A 20,214-nucleotide genomic window follows, 5' to 3' on the forward strand; every position below is an offset into this window, starting at 1 on the left:
TTCCCGAGCCGGGATGGGCGTTTTATTTGAAAAAGCCGTTGTCGGCCATGGAAACAAAGTCGTCGTCGGCCACCACGATATGGTCGGCCAGGACCACGTCCACGGCGCGTAGCGCCGACTCGATGCGCCGGGTGGTCTCCCCGTCCTCCTCGGAGGGGAGCGCGATGCCGCTGGTGTGGTTGTGGGCGAGAATCACGCTGGTGGAGTTGTAATTGAGCGCGTTTTCCACAATCTTGCGGACGCTCACGCTGGCGGAATTGACGCTGCCGCGAAAGAGCCGCTTGCAGTTTATAACCTTGCCCTTGGCGTCCAGGCAGACCATGTAAACAACCTCGTCCCGCTCGGCGTAAAAGCACGGCAGCAGGTATGCCCCGGCTTTCTCGGAGGAGTCGAGGATATCGTCAAACCGGCTGCGGGACACGAGATAACGGCGGCTGACCTGGGGGATGAGCTTTAAATACAGCGCCGTATTTTGGCCGATGCCGGGCACCTTTGCAAGCTCGTCCGCCGGGGCGTCAAACACGGCGGCCAGGGTGCCGAATTTGTCCAGCAGCGCGTGGGCGAGAGGGTTCACGTCGGCGCGGGGCAGGGCGTAGAACAGGAAGAGCTCCAGCACGCTGTGATCGTCGAAATTCTCCAGCCCGTGCTCTGTAAACCTGCTTTTCATCCGCTCCCTGTGGCCGTCGTGGATATTCATGTCCCCACCTGTTTCGCCCCGTATTCCGCCAGGTATTCCTCCATCCGGCGTTTTCTGCCGTCTTCCACCGGCAGGGAGGCGATAATATCCCGGACGGTGATGATCGGATAGACGCGGATGCCCAAGGTGTCGCGGAGCTCGTCCAGCGCCGAGAGGCTGCCGGTGCCGCGCTCCATCCGGTCCACGGACACGAACAGCGCGCCGAGCTTGACGTCGGCCAGCCGCGAGAGGATATCGATGCTTTCCCGGACGGCCGTGCCCGCCGTGACGACGTCTTCGATGATGGCAAGGGTATCGCCGTCTTGTGGCTGATAGCCGACGAGGACGCCGCCCTCCCCGTGGTCCTTGATTTCCTTGCGGTTAAAGCAGTAGGGCACGTCGCGCCCGTGGCTGCGCCAGAGGGACGAGGCCGCGGCCGCGGCCAGGGGGATGCCCTTGTAGGCCGGGCCGAAGAGCGCGTCAAACTGCTCGCCGCTCTTCATGATGCAGTCGGCGTACCAGTCGCCCAGGACGGCGATCTGCGCGCCCGTCTTATAATTGCCGGTATTGATGAAGTACGGCGTTTTCCGGCCGCTCTTCGTTGTGAAATCGCCGAAGGTCAAAACGCCCGCGCCGACCATAAATTCAATAAACGCATCCGTACCGTTCATCCGTATACCTCCGCCAAATGTGGGATTTTTGGTGCTTGTCCGCTGCAGGTATTATAACATTCCGGCCTGGGTCTATCAATCTTTTTGGCAAAAAACAAATCATCCCGGAATGTTGAATTATGCGCGTTTTTGATGTATAATTATCTTTATCGCATGTTGGGCCTGCCGCCAGGAAAATACCGGAGTTCCGGGCATTTTCCGGAGGGGCGCCGAAGGAATGATTTTCTTCAAATGACAGTCGATGGAACTGAGATAACGGATTACATTATTCAGGTGGACATATGAATTTTAAAATCGGTATAGACATCGGCAGCACCACGGTCAAAACCGTCGTGCTCAATGATAAAGGCGACATGGTCTTCAGGGCCTACGAGCGCCATTTTTCCAAGGTGCGCGAAAAGGCCGCGGAGCAGCTCCGCTCGGCCTTACATATCCTCGCGGACCAAAGGGTCACGACGGTGATCACCGGCTCGGCCGGCCTCGGCGTGGCCAAGGCCTCGGGCATCCGCTTTGTGCAGGAGGTGTACGCCACGGCCTCCGCCGTCCGGGAATACATCCCGGACACCGACGCGGTCATCGAGCTGGGTGGCGAGGATGCGAAGATCATCTTCTTCGGCCGGAGCCTGGAGGAGCGCATGAACGGCTCCTGCGCCGGCGGCACCGGCGCGTTCATCGACCAGATGGCGACGCTTTTGAACGTCAGTATCCAGGAGCTGGACGAACTTTCTTTAAAGCATGAAAAAATTTACCCCATTGCCTCCCGCTGCGGCGTTTTCGCCAAGTCGGACATCCAGCCGATCCTCAACCAGGGCGGCCGCCGGGAGGACATCGCAGCCTCCATCTTCCAGGCCGTTGTGGACCAGACGGTGGCGGGACTGACGCAGGGCCGGGAGCTTGCCGGCAAAATCGTCTTTCTGGGTGGGCCGCTGACGTTTTTGCTGGGCCTGCGCCAGCGCTTTATCGAGACGCTGGAGCTGGACGGCGAGCACGCCGTTTTCCCGGAAAACGCGGACTGCTTTGCCGCCCTCGGCGCGGCGCTGACGACGGAGGACAAGGACGCCACGACCTTTGAGGAAATGCTCCGCCTCCTGGAAAGCGCCGTGGACGCCTCGCACCTGACCGACGTGATGGAGCCCCTGTTCCGCTCGCAGGAGGAATACGACGAATTTGCCGCGCGGCACGCCAAGGCAACGCCGGATACTATTGACCCTGAGACATACGCGGGCGACGCGTGGCTGGGCATCGACGCGGGCAGCACCACCACGAAGCTCGTGCTCATCGCCGAAAACGGCGGCATTTTATACAGCTACTACGCCTCCAACAAGGGCGACCCCGTCTCTATCGTGAAAAAGGAGCTGCAGAATATCTACGCGCGCTTTGGCGGCCGGGTCGCCATCCGCGGCAGCGCCGTGACCGGCTACGGCGAGGACCTTATCAAAAACGCCTTCGGCGTGGACATCGGGCTGGTGGAGACGATGGCGCATTTCCGGGCGGCGCGCCACTTTGACGGCGGCGTGGACTTCATCCTCGACATCGGCGGCCAGGATGTGAAGTGCTTTAAAATCCACGGCGGCGCCATCGACAGCATCATGCTCAACGAGGCCTGCTCCTCCGGCTGCGGCAGCTTTATCGAGACGTTTGCCAAGGCCCTGGGCTACAATATCGCGGACTTCGCGCGGCTGGGGCTCTTTGACCCAAAGCCGGTGAATCTGGGCTCCCGCTGCACGGTTTTCATGAACTCCAGCGTCAAGCAGGCGCAGAAGGAGGGGGCTTCCGTGGAGGCCATCTCCGCGGGACTGTCCATTTCTATCGTCAAAAACGCCGTCTATAAGGTCATCCGGGCCGCCAGCGCCGACGACCTGGGGCAAAACATCGTCGTCCAGGGCGGCACGTTTTTAAACGACGCCGTCCTCCGGGGCTTTGAGCGCGAGATCGGGCGGAACGTCACGCGGCCGACCATCGCCGGCCTCATGGGCGCCTACGGCGCGGCGCTCACCGCCAGGGACGCCGGGGCGGCGTCCTCCACGCTCCTGGACAGCGCGGCGCTGGGGCTCTTTACCCATTCCTCAAAGCCGGTGACGTGCCAGGGCTGCACAAACCACTGCAGCATGACGGTGAACACCTTTGACGGCGGCCGCCGGTACATCTCCGGCAACCGCTGCTCCAAGCCGCTGGGCCTCCAGAAGTCCACGGAGCCGAACCTCATGAAATATAAATACGACCGCCTGCGCGCCATGAGCGGCAAGGGCGAGGGCGACGGGTCCCGGGGGAAGATTGGTATCCCCTTCGGGCTCAACATGTACGAAAACCTGCCCTTCTGGTTTGAGTTTTTCACAAGGCTCAATTTCGAGGTCGTGCTGTCGCCGGAGTCGTCCAGGTCCCTGTACATCAAGGGCCAGCGCACGATCCCCTCGGACACGGTGTGCTATCCGGCCAAGCTGATGCATGGGCACATCGAGCACCTGTGCGACATGGGCGTGGAGACGATCTTCTACCCCTGCATGCCGTACAACTTCGACGAGGGCAGGTCGGACAACAACTACAACTGCCCGGTGGTGGCGTACTATCCGGAGCTCCTCGCGGCCAACATGCCGCGGCTGAAGAACGTCCGCTTTCTGAACCCGTATTTCGGCCTGCACAAGAAGAAGGGCTTTATAACGCGCTCGGGCGAATATTTCGCGGAGAACTTCAATATACCGAAAAGCGAGACGAAAAAGGCGGCGCTGGCCGCCTACGGCGCGTACGACACTTATAAAAACGACATTATCGCCGAGGGCGCGAAGGCCATCAAATATGCCCGGGATACCGGCAAGAGGATCATCGTCGTCGCCGGGCGGCCGTATCATATCGACCCGGAAATCAATCACGGCATCGACGAGCTCATCACCTCCTTCGGGCTCGTGCTTGTCACCGAGGACGCCGTCTCGCACATTCTCGGCAAGGAGAGCCGCCGGGTTTTGAACCAGTGGACGTATCAGGCGCGCATGTACAACGCCGCCCGGTACGTGACGACGCAGCCCGACATGCAGCTCATTCAGCTCGTCTCCTTTGGCTGCGGCACGGACGCCATCACCACGGACGAGCTGCGCAGCATCCTGGAGGGCGGCGGCAAGCTCTACACGCAGATCAAGATCGACGACATCAACAACCTGGGCGCCGTGCGCATCAGGCTCCGCAGCCTGATCGCCGCCATGGAATCCCGGGAAAAGGAATCAGCTTAGGCGGCACATTTCCAAGCCTCCCTCGGACGAGGGCGGTGGCACGGCTGAAGGCCGTGACGGAAGGAGAGACCTTTTTCGCGCCGCTGTATGTGACATCCTGCCGCGCCGGCAAGCTCCCTCCTTCAGTCGCCTGCGGGCGACAGCTCCCTCGTCTGAGGGAGCCATGGAGACAGGATGCGGGGGACAGCGTCCCCAATTGAAAACACCCGCCCCGCAGGGTCCACCGTGCACCTGAGCAAGGCGCGGTGTGATTTAGAATCGGCTCATTGGAGAATAGTATGGCTAAACTTACATATGACGAATCAGGCCGCCTCCTTTTTACGAAGGAGATGAAAAAGGAGTATACCCTCCTGATGCCGCAGATGCTGCCGGTGACGTTCACGATGATGAAAAAGGTCTTCGAGCTGGACGGGTACAAGATCGACATGCTCACAACGACCCACCGCGGCATCGTCGACACGGGACTCAAATACGTCCATAACGACACATGCTACCCGGCGCTTTTGGTCATCGGGCAGCTCATAGAGGCCGTCAACAGCGGCAAGTACGACAAGCACAGGCTGGGCCTTCTGATCACGCAGACGGGCGGCGGCTGCCGGGCGTCCAACTACATCCACCTTTTGCGGAAGGCGCTGGAAAAGGCGGGGCTGGAGTACATCCCCGTCGTATCGGTGAACCTCTCGGGCCTTGAGAAGAACCCCGGCTTTTCCATTCCGGTCAGAACGCTGCGGCGGCTGGCCACGGCCATGATCTACGGGGACCTCATGGTGTGGCTTAAAAACCAGTGCCTGCCCTACGAGGTAACGAAAGGCGCCACCGAAAAGCTCACCACCCACTGGACGGACCGGCTCGTCACCATGTTCGGCCACGGCCGGGGCCTGGGCAAAAAAGAGATGCGGAAGACCATGACCGAGATCGCCGCCGACTATGCCAGGATCGAGCGGCAGGGCGAGGCGAAGGTGCGCGTGGGCATCGTGGGCGAAATCTACGTGAAATTCGCGCCCCTGGGCAACAACGGCCTGGAGGATTTCCTCCTGAGCGAGGGCTGCGAGCCGGTCGTCCCGGGACTCACCGACTTCATGATCTTCAAGATCAACAACCGCGCCGTGGACGTGGACCTGTACAAGGGCTCGAAGCTCAAAAAGCTCGTGGTGGGCGTTCTGCAGCGGTATATCGAGAATCTCCAGGCCACGATGATCGAGGCCGTAAAAACCCAGCCGTCCTTCAGGCCCATGGGGAGATTCAGCGACCTGCAGCGTTTGATAAAAGGCTATCTCGGCTACGGGAACAAGATGGGCGAGGGCTGGCTCCTCACCGCGGAGATGCTGGAGCTCATCCACACCGGCACGAACAATATCGTCTGCACGCAGCCCTTTGGCTGCCTGCCCAACCACGTGGTGGGCAAGGGCATGATCCGAAGGCTGAAGGACGACTATCCCGACTCCAACATCGTCGCCATCGACTACGACCCGGGCGCCACGAAGATCAACCAGGAAAACCGAATCAAGCTCATGATCTCCAACGCTGGCCGGATTATCGGACAGCGTGAGGAGGATAATGTAGCGAGTACCGCCGTATCGGAAAGCGAACCCTCACTCGTGGGCGCGGCACACTGACGAGGCGGCCTGATATAAATAAACCCGCGGCAGCGACAGACACAAAAAGAGGAATATTTTAATGCGTGACAATATTTTTGTAAAAGGCGCGAGAGAGAACAACTTAAAGAACATCGACGTGGAGATACCGAGAGACAAGCTCGTGGTATTAACGGGCATCTCGGGGAGCGGAAAGTCGTCGCTGGCGTTCGACACCATCTATGCCGAGGGGCAGCGCCGGTATGTGGAATCGCTGTCGGCGTATGCCCGGCAGTTTTTGGGCCAGATGGAAAAGCCCGACGTGGACTATATCGACGGCCTGTCGCCCGCCATCTCCATCGACCAGAAGACCACGAGCCGGAACCCGCGCTCCACGGTGGGCACGGTGACGGAAATTTACGATTACCTGCGCCTTTTGTGGGCGCGCATCGGCGTGCCCCACTGCCCCAACTGCGGCAAGGAAATCCGGCAGCAGACGGTGGACCAGATCATCGACCAGGTGATGACGCTGCCGCCCGCGTCGCGCATCCAGGTCCTGGCCCCTGTCGTCCGGGCCAGGAAGGGCGAATACGCCAAGGTGTTTGAGGACGCGCGCAAGAGCGGCTACGTCCGCGCCCGCGTGGACGGCATCACCTACGACCTGGGCGAGGAGATCAAGCTCGACAAGAACAAAAAGCATAACATCGAGATCATCGTGGACAGGCTCGTCATTAAGGACGACATCGCCCGGCGCCTCACCGACTCCGTGGAAACGGCGGCAAACCTCGCCGGCGGCCTCGTCATCATCGACATCGTGGGCGAGGACAGGGAGCTCATGTACTCCCAGAACTACGCCTGCGACGACTGCGGCATTTCCATCGAGGAGCTGACGCCGCGCCTGTTTTCCTTCAACAGCCCGTACGGGGCCTGCCCGGCCTGCACCGGCCTGGGCACGCAGCTGCGCGTGGACCCGGACATCATCATCCCCAACCACGCCCTGTCCATCACGGAGGGCGGCATCTCCGCCTCCGGCTGGGGCAACATCAAAAACGACGGCATCGCGAAGATGTACTTCGAGGCGCTGGCAAAGAAATATCATTTCAATCTGAGCACCCCCATCAAGGACCTGCCCCCCGGCGTTCTGGACATCATTTTGTACGGCACCAAGGGCGAAAAGCTGACGCTCCACTATGACCAGCCCCGGGGCAAGGGCGTATTGAACCAGCCCTTTGAGGGCATCGTCACGAACCTGGAGCGCCGGTATAAGGAGACCCAGAGCATATCCATGCGCTGGGAGCTGGAGCAGTACATGTCCGAGCACCCGTGCCCCGAATGCCAGGGCAAGCGGCTGAAAAAAGAGGTCCTGGCCGTCACCGTGGGCGGGATCAACATCGTGGACTATACGGACAAGTCCATCGTTCAGGCGCTGGACTTCATCGACCATCTGACCCTCAGCGAAAAAGAGGAGATGATCGCCAGCCGTATTCTCAAGGAGATCCGCGAGCGGCTCGGCTTTCTGCGCAGCGTAGGGCTGGAGTACCTGACGCTGGGCCGGCAGGCAGGCAGCCTCTCCGGCGGCGAGAGCCAGCGCATCCGGCTGGCCACCCAGATCGGCTCGTCGCTGATGGGCGTTTTGTACATCCTGGACGAGCCGTCCATCGGCCTGCACCAGCGGGACAATCAAAAGCTGCTTGCCACACTCAAGCACCTCAGAGACCTGGGCAACACGCTGCTCGTCGTCGAACACGACGAGGAGACGATGACCGAGGCCGATTATATTGTCGACGTGGGCCCCGGCGCCGGCGTCCACGGCGGCGAGATCGTCTGCGCCGGCACGGTGGACGAGATCAAGGCCTGTGAAAAGTCCGTCACCGGCCAGTACCTGAGCGGGACGAAGAAAATCCCCGTCCCTTCAATGCGCCGGAAGGGGAACGGCAAGTTCCTCACCATCAAAAAGGCCGCCGAAAACAACCTGAAGGACGTGACCGCGTCGATCCCGCTGGGCGTCATGACCTGCGTCACAGGCGTTTCCGGCAGCGGCAAATCGTCTCTCATCAACGAGGTCGTTTACAAGACGCTGGCTGCGGAATTAAACCGCGTCAAGGTCAAGCCCGGCAGGCACGAGAGCGTGGAGGGCATGGAGTACCTGGACAAGGTCATCGACATCGACCAGTCGCCTATCGGACGCACGCCGCGCTCCAACCCCGCCACCTATACGGGCGTCTTCAACGACATCCGCGAGCTCTTTGCCTCCACGCAGGACGCCAAGACGCGGGGCTACGGCCAGGGGCGCTTCTCCTTCAACGTCCGCGGGGGCCGCTGCGAGGCCTGCTCCGGCGACGGCCTTTTAAAGATCGAAATGCACTTTCTGCCGGACATCTACGTCCCCTGCGAGGTCTGCAAGGGCAAGCGCTATAACAGGGAGACGCTGGAGGTCCGCTACAAGGGCAAGAACATTTTCGAGGTTCTGGACATGACGGTGGACGAGGCCGTGGGCTTCTTTGAGAACATGCCGAAGATCGCCCAGAAGCTCCAGACCCTGCTCGACGTCGGCCTCGGTTACGTCAAGCTCGGGCAGCCGTCCACGACGCTGTCCGGCGGCGAGGCCCAGCGCGTCAAGCTGGCCACCGAGCTGGCCAAGCGCTCCACCGGCAGCACCTTCTACGTTCTGGACGAGCCGACCACCGGCCTGCATACCGCCGACGTCCACCGCCTCATCGACGTTTTGAACCGCCTCGCCGACGCCGGCAACACCGTCGTCGTCATCGAGCACAACCTGGACGTTATCAAAACGGCCGACCACATCATCGACCTGGGCCCCGAGGGCGGGGACAAGGGCGGCGAAATCGTCTTCGCCGGAACGCCGGAAGAACTCGCGACGTGCGAGCGGAGCTACACGGGGAAGTTTTTGAAGCCGATGCTGGGAATGGAATAACGAAGAAGCCGATGCGGAAAAAACGCATCGGCTTTTTTGCCTTTTTAAGAGCCGGATTTGTAGGGCGCGGCATCCTTGACGCCTCTCTTGTCGGCGGGCAACAGTTATGTTTGTCGTCAAAGCTCTCTTCAATAATGATCCCCGTATACGGTTTTTCCATTGCGGCCTCTTTCTGCAGCAGGGCGGGAGCTTTCGCTCCCGCCCTGCGTTTTTATTTTTATAATTTTATTAATATGACAGTGCGTTGGAGGACATCATCTCGTCAATGGGGATGATCGTGCTGCCGGCGGGCGGCTGGGAGGCCGGCGCTTGGGCCGTATCGGTGTATTTGAAGGACGCCGTTAAGTCCATGGTCAGGGCGGACGGAATTTCCATGGTCAGCTTGACGCTGCCGTTGCCGGACGCGTCGGCGGTGCTGCCCATCGTCATGCTCCCCTGGCCGTCGAAATCAAAATCAACGTCGATGGCCATGCCGGCATACGCCGTGCCGTTGAACTTCAGCGTCGTTTTCATGTTCATTTTAAGTCCCTCGGCGTCCGATCCCAGGTCGGGGGTAAAGGTGGAGACATAATCGTTTCCGCTTTTGACAAACGCGGTATCGCCGAACATCGCACTGTACAATGCCAGCGTATCCCGGATAGTCTGGGCGCTGGCACCGGTATCGAGAAGGCACAGCTCCTTCAGCGTTGCCGACAGATAATCCTTAAAGCTCGTGCTGTCCTGGAGCCGGCTGGTCAGGCCGGCCAGCGAGACGTCGGAGGTCAGGTCGCTGAAGTCCATGGACAGCCATGTGCCGGTTTGCTGGCCCACGAGCGTCGTCAGGAGCGGCGACTGGATGTAGAGCATCCCCGTCTTGCTGTTCATGATGAGATTCAGGTCAATATCGTCCAGCAGCGACAGGATCATCAGGTCCTGATCATCCATCTCTTCATCGCCGGCCAGCCCCGCGGCAAACGCGGAGGCGTTGGTTTTCATTTGAATGTTCATTTCGGCGTCGCTCTGATTGACAAGGCCGGAAAGGGTGCCGTTGATGGTCATCGGAACGGTCGGCGCGTCCTCCAGGTCGGCAAAGCTCAGATTCATGCTGAAATCGCCGGAGACGGCATGCTTTTTGGCGGAGAAGCCTTTCTGGCTTTCCAGATAGCGGTCTATCAGCGTATACGTCGCGCCGCTCTGGGCGATGAGGCCATCGATGGACTGCAGGGTAACGGCGCTGTTTGCGCCGTCCCAGTCGACCACGAAACCGAGGGCCTGCGCCGCGTAACGGACCGGTATGTAAATCGGGCCGGCGGCGTTGTCCTGAAAGGCGGCGGCGTCGATATCAATGGTCCTGGCCGCGCCGGCGGACGTCACGGTCATGCTGTAATCGCCAAGACTGAACGCGACGGATGTATCGCCGGAGACGGCGGTGACCGTCTTTGCCTGGCTGTCATACGACGCCGTGGCGTCCAGCGCGCCGAATAAAACGCTGGAATCCGCGTAAAGCCGGTTTTCGTCTCCCACGCGGACGCTCATGTCCAGAGCGCTGTCGCCAAATTTGACGATGACCTTCGAATTCCCCGCGGCGGCGGCGAAAACGGACACGGAAAGACTGATAATTAAGATAAAAGCAACGATAAATGCGGATTTCTTGATTTTCCCGAACAAAAAGACCCCTCCAGTTTTGATTGAAATGGATACATGCCCCGGCGCTTTATACGCCCGGCGCGGTGTCCTGCCTAAAGCATATGCCGGTATTGGATAAAACAGTGCGCCTTGGTATATCGTACCAGCAGATTCGACAATATTCAATAACCAAATATTTCTTTCGGCAAAAAAATCTTTTTAATGGGCTTTTTCGGCAAAAAACAGGGAAAAGAACGACGGCGAACACAGTTCGCCCGTACGCTGCTACTGCAAAATGCCCGTAGGGCGAACTGCGTTCGCCTGTCGATCGAATCATGCTAACCGCTTATAGCAAAAACCGCTCTATTCGTCCAGCTTCAGCACTGCCATAAAGGCTTCCTGCGGGACCTCCACGCTGCCCAGCTTCCGCATGCGCTTTTTGCCCTCTTTTTGTTTTTCCAGGAGTTTTTTCTTGCGGGTGATGTCGCCGCCGTAGCATTTGGCCAGAACGTCCTTGCGCACGGCCTTGATCGTCTCGCGGGCGATGACCTTGCCGCCGATGGCGGCCTGGACGGGCACCTCGAAGAGCTGGCGGGGGATGTTATCCTTGAGCTTTTCGGCGATGCGGCGGCCGCGCTCGTACGCCTTGTCCCTGTGGACGATAAAGGACAGCGCGTCCACATTCTCGCTGTTCAGGAGGATATCGAGCTTGACCAGCTCGGAGGGGCGGTAGCCCTCAAAATCGTAATCCAGGGACGCGTAGCCGCGGGAACGGGATTTTAACGCGTCGAAGAAATCATAAATGATTTCGTTAAGGGGCATGTCGTACTTGAGTTCGACGCGGGTGGCTTCGAGATAGGTGAGCTCCTTGTATTCGCCGCGGCGGTCCTGGCAAAGGTCCATGATGTTGCCCACGTACTCCGGGGGACAGATGATGGACGCCTTGACAAATGGCTCCTCCGCCGTTTCGATCTGGGCGGGGTCCGGGTAATTGAGGGGGTTGTCCACCAGGATCACCGACCCATCCGTCTTCGTGACGCGGTAGATGACGCTGGGGGCGGTGGTGATAAGGTCCAGGTTAAACTCCCGCTCGATGCGCTCCTGGATGATCTCCATGTGCAGAAGGCCCAGAAAGCCGCAGCGGAAGCCAAAGCCCAGGGCGATGGACGATTCCGGCTCGAAGCTGAGGGCGGCGTCGTTGAGCTTTAATTTTTCCAGCGCGTCGCGCAGGTCGGGGTATTCCGCCCCGTCCACGGTATAGACGCCCGAAAAAACCATGGGATGGGCGGGCTTGTAGCCCGGCAGCGGCTCGGTGGCGGGCCTGTCCGCGCCGGTGACCGTGTCGCCCACCTGCGTGTCGGCCACGTTTTTGATGCTGGCCGTCAGGTATCCCACGTCGCCGGCACTCAGCACATCGCACGGCTCGAGGCCGATGGGGCGCATGTGGCCCATCTCCACCACGCGGTACTCGGCGCCGGTGGCCATCATTTTGACGGTCATGTCCCGGCGGAGCTCGCCTTCCATCAGGCGCAGATAGACGATGACGCCGCGGTAGGCGTCGTACTGGCTGTCAAAGATGAGCGCCCGCAGGGGCTTTTGGGGGTCGCCCTTCGGCGCGGGGATGCAATTGACGATATTTTCAAGCACGTCCTCGATGCCCACGCCGAGCTTGGCGGAAATCTCCGGCGCGTCGAGGGCGGGCAGGCCAATAATATCCTCGATCTCGGCCTTGACGCGCTGCGGGTCGGCGGCCGGCAGGTCGATTTTATTGACCACGGGAAGAATCTCCAGGTTGTGCTCCAGCGCCAGGTACGTGTTGGCCAGGGTCTGGGCCTCGATGCCCTGGGCCGCGTCCACCACAAGGACGGCGCCCTCGCAGGCGGCCAGGGAGCGGGAGACCTCGTAGTTGAAGTCCACGTGGCCCGGCGTGTCGATGAGGTTGAGCGTATACGTCTCCCCATCTTTGGCCGTGTAGGACAGGCCCACGGCGCGCGCTTTGATGGTGATGCCGCGCTCGCGCTCCAGGTCCATGTTGTCTAAAAGCTGGTTTTCCATATCACGGGCGTCGACGGCATTGCACTTTTCCAGGAGCCTGTCGGCCAGCGTTGATTTGCCGTGGTCAATATGGGCAATAATAGAGAAGTTGCGGATCTTGTCTTGCTGTATCATGACGGAAATCACCTCCGGGCGGCTTTAAGAATTCTCAGATGTCTGCTTCAGGCTCAAGACGGCTTTTTTGATGATTTCCTCCATTTCAAGCACAGCGCCATACTGCTTCGGGTATTTTTCCCGGAGCAGCGCGTCGGACAGCTTTTCCCGGACATCGCCGCCCTCCAGGACCCGGCGGGCGTTTTCGATAAAATCGGCCTCCGCGGCCTTGAACGACGCGTCGAAGAGCGGCTCGTACTGCCGGCGGCTGGAGCGCAGGGCGGACAGTATGACGAAGATGCTGTAGTTCATGTATCTCGCGGTTGCCTGGCTCAGCGGCGCATCCCCGATTTCGGAGAGCAGGGCGATGATGAGGGAGGCGGCGTCGGCATTGCGCCTGTCGCAGTCGCCCTGGCAGCGGAGCGACACGCCGTCATAGGTTCTTTCCGCCGTCCTGCCGAGGATGTAATCGGTGGTCACGCCGTAATATTCGCACGCCCTGATGATAAATTCCAGCTTCGGCTCGCGCACGCCGTTTTCGTAATGGGACAGGAGCGCCTGGGAAACGCCCAGCTCATCCGCGGCCTTTTTCTGGCTCAGGCTGTTCTCGTGCCTCAGATTACTGAGTATATGGGCAAAATCCGGCTTCATCCTCCGCCACCTCGTACGTCCTGGGATATTACAGTCAGTATAGTATATCCGCAAAGCGCCCTTTTGTAAATACGCTATAAAAAACTGCGCCTTGAAATATCTAAGATTTACGAATGCTCGCTTGCACTTTTAACCCGGCGGTGGTAAAGTAAATTGATGGATAAGTATATCAAAAATGTTGGAACCGAGGTAATTTACATGTCTGAGAGAAAGGTCACTATCGAGGGTTCGGGAAAACACTGCCATGTGACGCGGGAGACGCTGGACACCCTTTTCGGAAAAGGGTTTGAGCTGGTCGTCAAGAAGATGCTGTCTCAGCCGGGGCAGTTTGCCTCCGAGCAGAAGGTCACCGTCGTCGGTCCCAAGGGGCAGACCACATTATCGATTATCGGCCCCTGCCGCAAAGCGGACCAGGTGGAGCTGTCCTATACGGATGCGCGCGCGCTGGGCTTTAATCCCCCGGTGCGTGAAAGCGGAGACCTGAAAGGGTCGCCCGGCTGCAAGCTTGTTGGGCCCAAGGGCGAGGTCGCCATTAACGAGGGCGTCATCATCGCCAAGCGGCACATCCACCTGACGCCGGAGGACGCCGCGAAATTCGGCCTGAAGGACAAGCAGAATGTGAAGCTGAAGGTCGGCGGCGAGCGCGCCCTGATTTTTGACGAGGTCGTTGCCCGTGTCAGCCCGGATTATGCCACGTTCGCCCACGTCGATTACGACGAGGTCAACGCCGCGGCGCTGTTCGGCGAAACCATCGGCGAGATCCTGGACTGACTCCGCCGGCGCACCGCTTTAAGACAACGAAAAAAGGCTGCCGCAAAGCGGCAGCCTTTTATGAAGCCGAAACTTAGAAAATGCTGAGCCCCAGCGTCAGGACGACGAAGACGATGGCGACCCACTTTGTGGCTCTGGCCAGCTTGGAATCCAGCGTTTTCGATTTGTTTTTGGACAAATAGGTATCCGAGCCGCCGCCGATGACGCCGGAGAGGCCGGCCGTCTTGCCGGATTGGAGCAAAACAACGGCGATGAGGACGACGCAGGCGAGAAGCTGGACGATCGTAATTATGGTTGTCAGCATAAGGATCATTCCTTTCAGAATATCGGAACACGCAAAATTCGCGGTATTGTCGTACTGGTCATGTTAACACAAACGCGGGCCGTTGACAAGAGTTTTTTTCTAACATTGACAAAGGCGGGCTTTTTTATGCTTTTCGATACCCACGCGCATTACGACGACGAGCAGTTTGACGGCGACAGGGACGCGCTGCTGTCCTCCATGAACGAAAACGGCGTCGCCCTGATCATGAACGCCGCCAGCAGCCTCGCGTCGTCCAGGGCGGCGCTGGCACTGGCCGACAAATATCCGTTTATCTACGCGGCTGTGGGCGTGCACCCCCACGACGCCAAGGACATGGACGGCGATACGCTCCCGGCGCTGGAGGCGCTGCTGCGGCATCCGAAGGCCGTGGCCGTGGGCGAGATCGGGCTGGACTACCATTACGACCTCTCGCCCCGGGACGTGCAGCAGCGGCGTTTTCAGGAGCAACTGGCGCTGGCGGAAAGCGTGGGCCTGCCCGTCGTCATCCACGAGCGGGAGGCGGCGCGGGACGTGCTGGACATTCTGGGCCGGTTTCCCCGGGTCACCGGCGTGTTCCACTGCTTTTCGGGCAGCTGGGAGACGGCGAAGCTCCTTTTGGACAAGGGCTGGTACCTGTCCTTCACGGGTGTTATCACCTTTAAAAACGCGCGGAAATCCCATGAGGTGATCGTCAACATGCCCCGGGACCGGCTCATGATTGAGACCGACTGCCCTTATCTGGCGCCGGAGCCGGTGCGCGGCAGGCGGAACAGCTCCCTGAACCTCAAATACACGGCCGCGAAGGCCGCCGAGCTCCTGGGGATATCGGCGGAGGAAACCGCGGCGCTGACGACGGCCAACGGAAAGCGCTTTTTCGGGATCGGCTGACAGCCGCCGGAGAATTAACATTATTGTAAAAAAGTTCATAGAGTGTTCACACTTTGTTTAATTCTTCCGCCTTCATATTTATATACTTTCAGATAGACAAGCCCTGACGACAACGCACCGACAGCCGCGCCTCTCCTGCCTGCGCGGAACGCCGCTGGAATCAGGGCCTGCGTAATTAAATGAAAAAGGGGGAAACTCTCTTGATCGAAGTGCGTGACCTGGTGAAGCGGTACGGAGACCACCTCGCCGTGGATCACCTGAGCTTCAGGGTCGAAAAGGGCCAGATCTACGGATTCCTCGGGCCGAACGGCGCGGGAAAGACGACGACGATGAACATCATGACCGGTTATATCGGCCCCACGGAGGGCGAGGTGATCATCAACGGCCACAATATCCTGGACGAGCCCGAGGAGGCCAAGCGCTCCATCGGCTATCTGCCGGAGCTGCCGCCGCTTTACACGGACATGACGCCCCGCGAGTACCTGAATTTCGCCGCAGAGCTCAAAAGCCTCGACCCCGGAGAACTCGAGGAATCCGTCCAAAAGGTCATGAAGCTCACGAAAATCGACGATGTCCAGGACAGGCTGATCAAAAACCTGTCCAAGGGCTACAGGCAGCGCGTGGGGCTGGCGCAGGCCATCCTGGGCATGCCGGAGATCCTCATTCTGGACGAGCCCACCGTGGGCCTGGACCCGAAGCAGATCCTCGAAATCCGCGAGCTGATCCGGAGCCTTTCAAAAGAGCATACGATCATACTGAGCTCGCACATCCTCTCCGAGGTCTCCGAGGTCTGCGACCGCGTGCTCATCATCCACCACGGCCGGCTTATCGCCACCGGCAGCCCCGGGGAGCTGGAACGGCAGCTCAAGGGCACGACGATCGAGCTCACGGTCAAATCGGACGATATTGCGGCGGTCCAAAAGCTCTTTGAGTCCGTGGAGGGCGCGGGCCGCGTCACCTGCACGCCGGCGGGGGCCGAAAACGAAATCTCCGTGGCCGTCGACCCGAAGGACAACCTGGACCTCAGGGAAGCGCTTTTCCGCGCCTGCGCGAAGGCGGACTGCCCGCTGCTGATGATGCGGCCCTCCGGCGTATCGCTGGAGAGCATCTTTCTGGAGCTCACCTCCGACCGCGCGGCCCCCGGGGAGCCGGGGGAGAACAGCACGGAGGCGGAGGTGGAAGACGACGGCACGAAGGACGGTGACGACGAATGAAAGCCGTATATAAAAGGGAGCTTGCCTCCTACTTCAACTCGATGATCGGGTATGTGTACATCTTTATCGTCCTGATCTTTATCGCGCTGATGTTCACCCTGAACAACATGATCGCCAGCTACTCCAATTCCGCGCAGCAGACCGGGGGCTATCCCTATTTCGCCGGGGCTTTGTCCAGCTCCATCATCATACTGGTGTTCGCCGTCCCGATCCTGACGATGAAATCCATCGCGGACGAGCGCCGCCTGAAGACGGACCAGATGCTTTTGACGTACCCCGTCAAGGTGTCCTCCGTCATCACCGGCAAATATTTCGCGATGGTCACGGTTTACGCCATCCCGCTGCTCATCTCCTGCCTGTGCCCCCTGGTGATCTCCTGGATCACGGCCGGCGGCGGCTCGTTTCTGATCGATTATTCCACGATCCTGGCCATGATTTTCCTGGGCGGCCTGTTTGTGGCCATCGGGATGTTCATCTCGTCCCTGACGGAGAGCCAGGTCATCGCCGCGGTGGTGACGATGGGCATTTTCCTGCTGATGTTCTTCTGGTCGGGGCTCGTCGGCTACATCCCCGAGTCGTCGACGGCCACCTTCGTGGGCTTTATGATCATTCTGGCCGCGATCTTATTAATCCTGCACCATCTGGCTCACAGCACGACGCTGACCGCCATTGTCGGCGCCGTGGGCGGCGCTGGCCTCATCGCCCTGTATATTCTGGACAAGGCCATTTTAAACGGGCTTTTAAAAAAATTCCTCGGCCTTTTCTCCATCACGGATTCCATCGGCAATTTCGCTTCTTACTACGTTTTTGATCTCAAGGGTCTCCTGCTGTTCGCGTCCGTCGCGGCGCTGTTCGTGTTTCTCACGGTCCAGTCCGTGCAGAAACGGCGCTGGAGTTAAGGGAGGTGCCTGACATGGATGAAAATAAAATGACCCCCGCTCCCGAGAGCGGAGAAAATACGGAAAAGCGCGCGCGCAAAATGTCCCCGAGCTCTAAGCGCGGGATGTACACGGCGGCCATTTCGGCCCTCGTGGTGGCTATCGTCATCGTCTTCAACCTGGTGATCGGCGGGCTGCCGGACGGCACGCTGGAATTCGACATCACCGGCAAGGACCTTTACACGGTGACGGCCCAGTCGGTGGACTATCTCAAGACGCTGGACAAGGACGTGAATGTCATCGTGCTGGCCCAGAGCGGCGCCATCGACCAGCACCTGCAGAAATTCATCAATAATTACGCAAAGCTGTCCTCCCACATCAAGCTGCAGATCATCGACCCCGTCCTCGACCCGACGGCGCTGACCAAGTATAACGCGAAGGAAAACAACGTGGTCGTCAGCTGCGACGCCACCGGCAAAAACAAAATCCTGAGCCTTGGGGGTTTCCAGGGCTACAGCGACGGCCTGATCCTGTACGATCCGACCACCTACCAGTACTACAATCAGCTCAAGCCGGTCGCCCTGGACGCAGAGGGCCAGCTGACGAGCGCCGTGGGCTACGTGACCAGCGAGGCCGCGAACAAGCTGTATCTTCTGGGCGGCCACGACGAGGCGGCGCTGGGGTCAAACGCGTCGTCTCTGATCGCGAAAGCCAACATCGAAACGGCGTCCCTGAATCTTTTGACGGATGGGGGCGTCCCGGACGACTGCCAGCTGATCGTGAGCTATAACCCGGCCAGGGACCTCTCCGACGACGAGCTCTCAACGCTGGAGACGTACCTGAAAAACGGCGGCAAGCTCCTGCTGCTCATCGACAACGCCCAATTGAAGAACTTCAACGTCCTCATGGAGGTCTACGGCCTCCAGATGCAAAGCGGGACCGTGGGCGACGACGACCGCTACTATAAATATTACTATCAGCAGTACGGCAACAGGTGCATCGATCCGGTGCTTTCCACCGGCAGCGACGTCACCACGGGCGTTTCCACAGACGCCATCGTGCGTTCCGCCCGGGGCCTGCTGCAGATCACGCCCGGGCGCCGGGCCGCCACGGTGACGCCGTTTATGTCGACGTCGGAAAACGGCGTTCTGATCGCCGACGACGGCAGCACGGCGAAGGGAACGTATATCTTGGGCGCGACGGCCATCGAAACGTTTGCCGACAAGGCCGACGTCCAGACGCGGCTGACGGTGATCTCCGCCATCGACCTCATCAGCGATCAGATCCCGATGACCGCCGGCTTCTCGAATTATGACATTTTCATGAACGCCGTCAACAAGAATTACAGCGACGTGCAAAGCGTCAGCGTTCCGTCGAAGAGCCTTGAGGTGACGCCGACGAAGATCGGCCAGAACATGCTGTGGGGCATCGCGCTTGTGAGCATCATCCCCTTCGTGGTGCTGGGCGGTGGCTTTGTCTACTGGAACAAACGGAGGAACCGCTGATGAAAAAGAAGGCCAGGACGCTCATTATCCTGGGGGCCGTCCTCGTCGTCTGCATCGGCGCTTATATCGGCGTTTCGGTCTACAACAACGCGCAGGCGCAAAAAACCGCCGACGAGACAAAGGCCGCGCAGATCTGGTCCGACGGACGGGGGGACCCCGCCAGCATCGCCTATACCGCCGGGGACAAAACGCTCTCCTTCACCCTGGAGGATGGCAAATGGTACGTGACGGACGATAGGGACTTCCCGCTCCAGCAGGCCTCGCTGACGAATCTGGCCACAACGGTCGGCAGCCTGAGCGCGGTGCGGACCATCGATATCTCCTCGCCGCTGTCGGTCTACGGGCTGGACAAGCCGGCGTACACGGTGACGGCGGCCGATGCCGGCGGCAATACGCTGACGCTGCTGATCGGCGCGGAAAACGGCGGCAACTATTACGCCATGGCCAAGGACGGCAATAAGATATACACCATCTCCGACGCGCTGGTGGGCGACCTGAAAACCGACTACCTCGACATGATCGCGCTGGAAACCATCCACTCCCTGAGCTCCACGAACGTGAGCGCGATCACCGTCACGGCCGGGGGTCGGTCGCTGAAGCTGGACAAGCACCAGAACAAGGACAGCACGTACACCTGGTTTATCGTGGACGGCGATACGTATACCACGGCCGACGAGTTCACCACGGCCGCGACCACGGACCAATCGCCCCAGAAATATATCGACAATGCCGTGACCGGCCTGAGTTCCGTTTCCTTTTCCTCCTGCGCGGCGTTCAAGCCGACGGCCGACGACCTGAAAAAATTCGGCCTCGACGCGCCGCAGCTGACGGTGAACGTGGATTACGCCGACACCACCGGCACCGGCACGCTGGACCAGGCGACGACGACGGGGACCGTCTCCCTTTTGATCGGCGCGGCGCTTGACGACGGCAGCGGCTATTATGCCATGCTCCCCGGCTCCAGCCAGGTGAACGTCCTCCCCGCAACCGCCGTGACGCCCCTCACCGACGCCCTCGCCGCCTTGGGCAGCGGCAAATAACCCCATTCCCCTTAAAGTAGCGAACGCAGTTCGCCCCTACACGTGAAATATGCCGCAGGGGCGATCTGCGATCGCCCGTTGCTCGTTCCGCAGCATGCAAATAAATCGTGCGTTATCCGAAAATAATAATGTA

Annotated in this window: 15 protein-coding genes; 9 read left to right on the forward strand and 6 right to left on the reverse strand. The window is 59.8% G+C overall.

The window, feature by feature from the left end:
* Positions 1–22 precede the first annotated feature (22 nt).
* The gene (radC, locus tag BUB60_RS04645) at positions 23–697 is read right to left on the reverse strand and encodes a RadC family protein (protein WP_073076492.1); all 675 of its coding nucleotides are present in this window, start codon (positions 695–697) and stop codon (positions 23–25) included.
* The gene (gene pyrE / locus BUB60_RS04650) at positions 694–1,347 is read right to left on the reverse strand and encodes an orotate phosphoribosyltransferase (protein WP_073076493.1); all 654 of its coding nucleotides are present in this window, start codon (positions 1,345–1,347) and stop codon (positions 694–696) included. Before pyrE ends, radC begins: the two co-directional genes overlap by 4 nt.
* A 281-nt stretch (positions 1,348–1,628) precedes the next feature.
* Between pyrE and BUB60_RS04655 the strand changes: the two genes are divergently transcribed.
* The 3 genes from BUB60_RS04655 to uvrA all read left to right on the forward strand — a co-directional run bounded on the left by BUB60_RS04655 (position 1,629) and on the right by uvrA (position 9,077).
* A complete protein-coding gene (locus tag BUB60_RS04655) occupies positions 1,629–4,568 on the forward strand; it encodes an acyl-CoA dehydratase activase (protein ID WP_073076494.1) in 2,940 nt (979 codons plus the stop codon).
* 278 nt (positions 4,569–4,846) lie between these two features.
* Entirely contained in the window at positions 4,847–6,184 is a 1,338-nt protein-coding gene (locus BUB60_RS04660) for a 2-hydroxyacyl-CoA dehydratase (protein WP_073076495.1), read from the forward strand.
* 61 nt (positions 6,185–6,245) lie between these two features.
* Positions 6,246–9,077 (forward strand): excinuclease ABC subunit UvrA, encoded by a 2,832-nt coding sequence (gene uvrA / locus BUB60_RS04665; protein WP_073076496.1) that lies wholly within the window; start codon positions 6,246–6,248, stop codon positions 9,075–9,077.
* 228 nt (positions 9,078–9,305) lie between these two features.
* Here uvrA and BUB60_RS04670 read toward each other — a convergent pair whose 3' ends face one another.
* The 3 genes from BUB60_RS04670 to BUB60_RS04680 form a co-directional block, all read right to left on the reverse strand.
* Entirely contained in the window at positions 9,306–10,724 is a 1,419-nt protein-coding gene (locus tag BUB60_RS04670) for a copper amine oxidase N-terminal domain-containing protein (RefSeq protein WP_073076497.1), read from the reverse strand.
* 321 nt (positions 10,725–11,045) lie between these two features.
* On the reverse strand, positions 11,046–12,851 hold the full coding sequence (gene lepA, locus BUB60_RS04675; protein WP_073076498.1) for a translation elongation factor 4: 1,806 nt from the start codon (positions 12,849–12,851) through the stop codon (positions 11,046–11,048).
* Between the two features lie 24 nt (positions 12,852–12,875).
* The gene (locus BUB60_RS04680) at positions 12,876–13,481 is read right to left on the reverse strand and encodes a helix-turn-helix domain-containing protein (RefSeq protein ID WP_073076499.1); all 606 of its coding nucleotides are present in this window, start codon (positions 13,479–13,481) and stop codon (positions 12,876–12,878) included.
* A gap of 198 nt (positions 13,482–13,679) precedes the next feature.
* Between BUB60_RS04680 and pduL the strand changes: the two genes are divergently transcribed.
* Complete coding sequence (gene pduL / locus BUB60_RS04685; protein WP_073076599.1) at positions 13,680–14,252, forward strand: phosphate propanoyltransferase; 573 nt, start codon at positions 13,680–13,682, stop codon at positions 14,250–14,252.
* Between the two features lie 73 nt (positions 14,253–14,325).
* Here the strand turns inward: pduL and secG are convergent, their stop codons facing one another.
* A complete protein-coding gene (gene secG / locus BUB60_RS04690; protein ID WP_073076500.1) occupies positions 14,326–14,556 on the reverse strand; it encodes a preprotein translocase subunit SecG in 231 nt (76 codons plus the stop codon).
* Positions 14,557–14,682: 126 nt separating this feature from the next.
* Here secG and BUB60_RS04695 point away from each other — a divergent pair, with 126 nt between their 5' ends.
* The 5 genes from BUB60_RS04695 (at position 14,683) to BUB60_RS04715 (ending at position 20,081) form a co-directional block, all read left to right on the forward strand.
* On the forward strand, positions 14,683–15,444 hold the full coding sequence (locus BUB60_RS04695) for a TatD family hydrolase (RefSeq protein WP_073076501.1): 762 nt from the start codon (positions 14,683–14,685) through the stop codon (positions 15,442–15,444).
* A 209-nt stretch (positions 15,445–15,653) separates the two neighbouring features.
* The gene (locus BUB60_RS04700; RefSeq protein ID WP_341444140.1) at positions 15,654–16,658 is read left to right on the forward strand and encodes an ABC transporter ATP-binding protein; all 1,005 of its coding nucleotides are present in this window, start codon (positions 15,654–15,656) and stop codon (positions 16,656–16,658) included.
* Positions 16,655–17,557, forward strand: a complete 903-nt coding sequence (locus tag BUB60_RS04705) for an ABC transporter permease (RefSeq protein WP_073076503.1) — start codon at positions 16,655–16,657, stop codon at positions 17,555–17,557. Before BUB60_RS04700 ends, BUB60_RS04705 begins: the two co-directional genes overlap by 4 nt.
* A 14-nt stretch (positions 17,558–17,571) precedes the next feature.
* Positions 17,572–19,041, forward strand: coding sequence for a Gldg family protein (locus tag BUB60_RS04710; protein ID WP_084726244.1), 1,470 nt, complete (start codon positions 17,572–17,574; stop codon positions 19,039–19,041).
* The gene (locus BUB60_RS04715) at positions 19,041–20,081 is read left to right on the forward strand and encodes a DUF4340 domain-containing protein (protein WP_073076504.1); all 1,041 of its coding nucleotides are present in this window, start codon (positions 19,041–19,043) and stop codon (positions 20,079–20,081) included. The genes BUB60_RS04710 and BUB60_RS04715 overlap by 1 nt, the downstream gene beginning before the upstream one ends.
* Positions 20,082–20,214 lie beyond the last annotated feature (133 nt).

Source organism: Sporobacter termitidis DSM 10068, assembly GCF_900130065.1.
GTDB classification, from domain to species: Bacteria; Bacillota; Clostridia; order Oscillospirales; family Oscillospiraceae; genus Sporobacter; species Sporobacter termitidis.

Bases quoted from the DNA above. Each gene is read 5' to 3' on its own strand.
- lepA (WP_073076498.1), bottom strand. From the start codon at position 12,851: ATGATACAGCAAGACAAGATCCGCAACTTCTCTATTATTGCCCATATT.
- radC (WP_073076492.1), bottom strand. From the start codon at position 697: ATGAATATCCACGACGGCCACAGGGAGCGGATGAAAAGCAGGTTTACA.
- BUB60_RS04710 (WP_084726244.1), top strand. From the start codon at position 17,572: ATGGATGAAAATAAAATGACCCCCGCTCCCGAGAGCGGAGAAAATACG.
- secG (WP_073076500.1), bottom strand. From the start codon at position 14,556: ATGCTGACAACCATAATTACGATCGTCCAGCTTCTCGCCTGCGTCGTC.
- BUB60_RS04705 (WP_073076503.1), top strand. From the start codon at position 16,655: ATGAAAGCCGTATATAAAAGGGAGCTTGCCTCCTACTTCAACTCGATG.
- uvrA (WP_073076496.1), top strand. From the start codon at position 6,246: ATGCGTGACAATATTTTTGTAAAAGGCGCGAGAGAGAACAACTTAAAG.
- BUB60_RS04660 (WP_073076495.1), top strand. From the start codon at position 4,847: ATGGCTAAACTTACATATGACGAATCAGGCCGCCTCCTTTTTACGAAG.
- BUB60_RS04695 (WP_073076501.1), top strand. From the start codon at position 14,683: ATGCTTTTCGATACCCACGCGCATTACGACGACGAGCAGTTTGACGGC.
- BUB60_RS04655 (WP_073076494.1), top strand. From the start codon at position 1,629: ATGAATTTTAAAATCGGTATAGACATCGGCAGCACCACGGTCAAAACC.
- BUB60_RS04715 (WP_073076504.1), top strand. From the start codon at position 19,041: ATGAAAAAGAAGGCCAGGACGCTCATTATCCTGGGGGCCGTCCTCGTC.
- pduL (WP_073076599.1), top strand. From the start codon at position 13,680: ATGTCTGAGAGAAAGGTCACTATCGAGGGTTCGGGAAAACACTGCCAT.
- BUB60_RS04680 (WP_073076499.1), bottom strand. From the start codon at position 13,481: ATGAAGCCGGATTTTGCCCATATACTCAGTAATCTGAGGCACGAGAAC.
- pyrE (WP_073076493.1), bottom strand. From the start codon at position 1,347: ATGAACGGTACGGATGCGTTTATTGAATTTATGGTCGGCGCGGGCGTT.